Source organism: Desulfocicer niacini, from assembly GCF_054657595.1.
In genome coordinates this window covers 1-5013 of record NZ_BAAHYK010000103.1, presented here as the reverse complement: position 1 = coordinate 5013, position 5013 = coordinate 1, and the positions used below count along the sequence as shown (strand labels likewise).

Below are 5013 nucleotides of genomic sequence, written 5' to 3'. Positions count from 1 at the left end.
GCGAACACCGAAAGTTGAGGTATAGTTTGAAAGTCGGTTATGTGTTGAGACCTGCCAGCACTTTTTCAGGCAAGGCTGGAAGTTTCGTAATCCGGACTCCGCATGCGCTATAGATGGCGTTGATTATGGATGCGTGGGGGCTGGTCAGGGGAAGTTCTCCGCAGCCTGCTGCACCAAAGGGTCCTTCGGGGCGGGGCGTCTCTTGATAGATGATTTCAAGATGATCGGGAACGGTTTTTGCGTAGGGAAATCCTGCTCCAACAAGTGTAGAATGCTTTTGAATATCTTCAAAATTTTCAGACAGAGCAAGACCGATTCCCTGGGCAAGCCCCCCGTAAAGCTGACCGTCCACCACGGATTTATTATTAACGGAACCCACATCCGCCACCATTGTCATTTTTTCCACCATGGTTTTTCCGGTGGAGAGCTCCACCTTAACTTCCGACATAAACAGTCCGAACATAAGAATATGATATGGATTCCCCTGATTGTTCTCATCGCAATTCCCGGAAGGGCTGGCGTAATTGTAGTTGTATTTAAGGGGAATACCCTCGGCTACCATCTCTTCATAGGTACGATAGGTGCCGTCTTCCTTTTGCATCGCTTTTTTCAGCGCTTCGCAGGCCTTTACGATGGCCATACCCGTCATGACCTGGGATCGACTGGCACCCGCCGGGCCGCTGTTGGGACACTTTGAGGTGTCGTTGAGCACCAGCTTGATCTTTTCCGGGGCAATGTTCAGATCCCGCAGCGCTTCATGGGCACTGCCAAGGGACCCTGCATCTGCGCCCTGTCCATGGTCTTCCCAGGTATTGTAGACCGTGAATACCCCCTCAGGCCCGAGTTCCACAGCCGCTTCCGAAGGATCCGGCCCGCCTCCACCACTGTTGTAAATACCGATGGAAACCCCCACACCGTATTTGTATTGAGTATCATTTTTATCCTTGGCAGATTTAACGGCTGCCTCATATTTCGGACGCAGGGTATCTATCATATCCGGCAGGACATATACCTCGGGGGGATGACCGTAGGGCATGGTGCCGCCGGGCCGCAGCGCATTTCGATACCGCAATTCCAGGGGATCAATATTTAGCTTTTCCGCCAGGATATCCATCAGCACTTCCGAGGCGAATTCGCTCTGGGGTGCACCAAATGCCCGGAAAGCCGATCCCCATGAGTGATTGGTGAATACAGTTCGACCGTTGCCCCGAATATTGGGGATGTCATACCCGGCACCGATCATGTGGGCACCCATGACAGTGAGCATGTCCGCAAGTTCGGAATAGGCACCGTGGTCCACGGACCAATCGGACTCCATGGCCAGCAGTTTTCCATCTTTATCAGCGGCATAGCGAAGATTGACAAAAAAGGGAGAGCGTTTGCCCGTGTAGGTCATCTGCTGGTGATAGTTGTAGCGCAGCACCACCGGACGTCCCGTGGCCAAAGCCGCCACTCCCAGCAGCGCCTCCATGGTGGGGGAGAGCTTATACCCGAAGGTTCCGCCGGCAGGGTTTTGCACCATTACAAGTTTTTCCGGTGCAACGCCCAGCCCGTCACAGATCATAAAATGGTGCAGATAGAGTGCAATGGATTTAGACTGAATGGTCAATGTGCCATTTTCATCGGTGAAAGCCAGGCCCACATCGGGCTCAATGGGCATGTGGGGTTGACGGCCGACGTAGAAATCATCTTCCACCACACAATGTGCCTTGTCAAACAGGGTGGCTGTCTCCTCACCTTTGGCTATTTTAGTATTGAAAAAGACGTTGGGGGTTCCAGGATGGATTTCCAAAGCATCCTCGGCCATGGCTTCCGGGGCACTCATATATGCGGGCAGTTCTTCGAGATCGACTATCACCTTTTCTGCAGCAGCCCGGGCATTGTGTTCGCTGTCGGCACATACAATGGCAATGGCGTCTCCATACTGAAACACTTTGGTATCCGCCAAAATTGGTCGATCAAAGCCATCGTTCAGGCTGCCCTGGGGATAGAGCACCAAACCGTTGATTCGATTTGTGCCTTTAATATCTTTGTGGGTCAGTATTTTGAATACACCGGGCATTTTTTTGGCTTCTGCAGCATCAATGCCAAGAATCTTTGCATGGCTGACCTTGGCCTGGACCAAAGCCAGATAGAGCGTTCCCTTGGGCATCTTTATGCCGAGGTCCGCTCCGTAATCACAAGTTCCGGTCACCTTGGCCATCGCTGAAGGTCGGGGGATATTGGTGCCCCAGATCTTTCCGTCAGCGGGCATCTTGAAAAGAAGATCCTCTTTTTTTATTTCTCCACGATATACTTTGGCGGCATCCATTACCGCGTCCACCAGTTGTTTGTAGCCGGTGCAACGACAGGCATTGCGGTGAATCGTGAACCATTCCCGAATATCTTCCCGGGACGGGTTCGGATTTTGGGCCAGCAGTGCCTTTGTCGAGACGATAAATCCCGGCGTACAGAATCCGCACTGTGCACCACCATGAAGCATCCATGCCAGCTGAATGGGGTCAAGATCGTCGTTGGAGCCGATGCCTTCAATGGTCAGCAAAACAGCCTGATCCGGCACTTTTGACATTTTTACAATGCAGGAGCGCACCAGCTTTCCGTTGAGGATTACATTGCAGGCACCGCATTGTCCCTTACCGCAACCGACTTTGGTTCCGGTCAACAACAGTTGTTCTCTAAGCACATCCGCAAGGGACGTCTCAGGATCGGCAATTACGGTTTTCTCAATACCATTTACCATTAAATTTCGTTTCAGCATAATTTCTCCCTTAAGGCGTTATCTGTTCATTTAAATTATTCTAAGCTTATTCCATGGCAAGGGTTTGGACCGCAATACCCATGAGCCTATCCACATCCCATTCTCCTCCAAATCGGGCAGCCACCATATTCACCAACACCTGTAAATTTGCCGGTTCAGCCAGACAGAATCCGGAAAAAATGCATATACCAAGGTTATCAAACAGACACATACCCACCTGAAGTTGGGTGGAGCGGGCTACCTGGCCCTCTTTTTGGATCGGATCTACAGATGGGTCCCCCAAAGCATTGGTAACATTGAGCAGCGCTGCCTTTCCCAGGGCGAGCAGCCCCTGACCTGAAACAGGATTAGCTAAAATAGCCTTGCTGTAAGTTTTGCTGTTTTCAAGAAAACTTTTTTTTATGGTAAGGGGCATCTGTTTTTTGGCCTATGGCGATGATCACCGCCTTTAGCCCCTTGGAACCCATGAGTGCCCCCAGCCCCCCTCCTTGCCGCTGCCCGGGCCGGACGTCCTTCGGGGTCGGACATCTGTACGGTGGAGTTGAGATATCCTCGCTCCCCGGCCTGACCAATGGGAATAATGGCAATGTCACTGCCGAAATCTTTTTGAAGTGCATCTACCAGATCGTAGTTGTTCAGCCCCTGGTATTGTGAAGCGGAAACAAGACGGGACCCCTCATTTTCCAGAATCAGCAACCGCCACTTGTCATCCGTAAGTAGATAATGGATAAAATTTTCCAATTGATAGATTGGCGAAAAAAAGGATTTGAACACATGGATCAATCTCCTTGTTTTATATTACCCTGTTGCTTACAGGCTTTCATCTCAGGGTATGCAATGTTTATTTGTACTGTCTTATGCCTGATCAAAAAAGCGATTTAACAGCTTAATATGACATTGTAATTTACGAGTTATTTTTAACTACAAAGTCTTTTTCTCAGGATCAATTCTACTAAAGTATAATTTTTATTTTTTGTAGAAAAATTCCAGCCTGGTACAGGCCAAGGTAAGGGAGTCGATTTTTTTAAGTCGAACTGATTCAGACTGAGACCGTAAAAAAACATCGGATGATGCCATGGTCTTTTCTATTGCCCTTTTAAGGGTGGGGGCATTGCAGTTTATGGGATGAACAACCGAAGCAACCCCCATGGCTTTGGCCCGGGATGCCACACCGGGTTGATCCCTTCCCCAGGGAACCAGAACCATGGGTGTCCCGTGGTATATGGATTTAATTACCATGCCGTGTCCGGCATGACAGATGGCAAGGGTGCTGATTTGCAGTGCGACACTGTGGGGTATATAATTTTCCATGAAAATATTGTCAGGAAGGTTTGAAGACCAGGGGGCCTCATGACCGTGGGGCAGAGTTATGAGTACCCTGAATTTTTGATTTCTCAGGGCTCCCAGAGCGGCGTGTACAATATTGATATCATCTGTCTGGGGAGCCGTGCTCAGCGACATTAAAATCCAGGGGGGACCGGGTTCATGAAGATATGAAGGAATTTGACCGGGCATTTCCCAGAACAGCGGACCGGTATAAAAATGGTTTTCAGGAAGATTCCCATGATTTTTGTCAAATATCGGGTCCGTGGCATGGAGAACCAACGTTGCCTTGTTTAGGGGAGGAAGCAGCCAATGTTCATACATCTGTGCCCCAATATAAGAAAAATCTTCTTTTCTGGGAACATTGGTTGTATCTCCAAAATGAAAGCCGGGATTAACGAAACACCAGGGACATTTTAATGTTTCGGCCATCACCCGTGCCAATTCTATGCATAATAAAGATCCCAGTATCCAATCGGGTTTCCATTTTACCAATTTTTTTTCCACATACATTGCTGTTTTTAGTGCCCATTCTTTCAGGGGATTGAGGGTCATGGGGGTAAGATCTTCTCCTGTGGAAAATATATGTTGAAGTGCCGGGCTGAAAAAGCCGTACAGATTCAACCGGGAAGGAAGGCAAAAGGCTGAAAGACCCGAGGACACCACTGCGGCCCGGGTATCTTTATCGCACAGTATTAACACATCATGTCCCCGGGCCTTCATCCCAAGGGCCAGGGAGAGAAGCGGGGGCCAGTCTCCCCCGCCGCAGGCGCTAATTATCCCCAGAATTTTCATAGGAGCTGTTGTGAGTCCCAAAGTCATTTTCAGGTTCCTTGTTTTGATATAACTGCCATGGGCAGACCGTATTCTAATCCGGCTCTGCCCACAACGAAGCTTGAAATAAGCCCCTGATTTGCGGAGTATTTCATATA

At 49.4% G+C, this 5013-nt stretch carries 4 protein-coding genes; all 4 read right to left on the bottom strand.

The features are described from left to right. Positions 1-37 precede the first annotated feature (37 nt). Positions 38-2758: a molybdopterin-dependent aldehyde oxidoreductase gene (locus ACYQ2M_RS24570; RefSeq protein WP_459919041.1), complete on the bottom strand. Its 2721-nt coding sequence runs from the start codon at positions 2756-2758 to the stop codon at positions 38-40. A gap of 46 nt (positions 2759-2804) precedes the next feature. After that, positions 2805-3173 carry a hypothetical protein gene (locus ACYQ2M_RS24565; protein WP_459919040.1) on the bottom strand — a complete coding sequence of 123 codons (369 nt, stop codon included), beginning with the start codon at positions 3171-3173 and terminating at the stop codon, positions 2805-2807. Next, a complete protein-coding gene (locus ACYQ2M_RS24560) occupies positions 3158-3532 on the bottom strand; it encodes an aldehyde ferredoxin oxidoreductase N-terminal domain-containing protein (RefSeq protein WP_459919039.1) in 375 nt (124 codons plus the stop codon). Before ACYQ2M_RS24560 ends, ACYQ2M_RS24565 begins: the two co-directional genes overlap by 16 nt. Before the next feature lie 192 nt (positions 3533-3724). Beyond that, positions 3725-4903, bottom strand: a complete 1179-nt coding sequence (locus tag ACYQ2M_RS24555; protein ID WP_459919038.1) for a glycosyltransferase — start codon at positions 4901-4903, stop codon at positions 3725-3727. Positions 4904-5013 lie beyond the last annotated feature (110 nt).

Excerpts from the sequence above, each read along its gene's own strand:
- ACYQ2M_RS24570 (WP_459919041.1), bottom strand. The coding sequence starts at position 2,758 with ATGCTGAAACGAAATTTAATGGTAAATGGTATTGAGAAAACCGTAATT.
- ACYQ2M_RS24565 (WP_459919040.1), bottom strand. The coding sequence starts at position 3,173 with ATGCCCCTTACCATAAAAAAAAGTTTTCTTGAAAACAGCAAAACTTAC.
- ACYQ2M_RS24555 (WP_459919038.1), bottom strand. The coding sequence starts at position 4,903 with ATGACTTTGGGACTCACAACAGCTCCTATGAAAATTCTGGGGATAATT.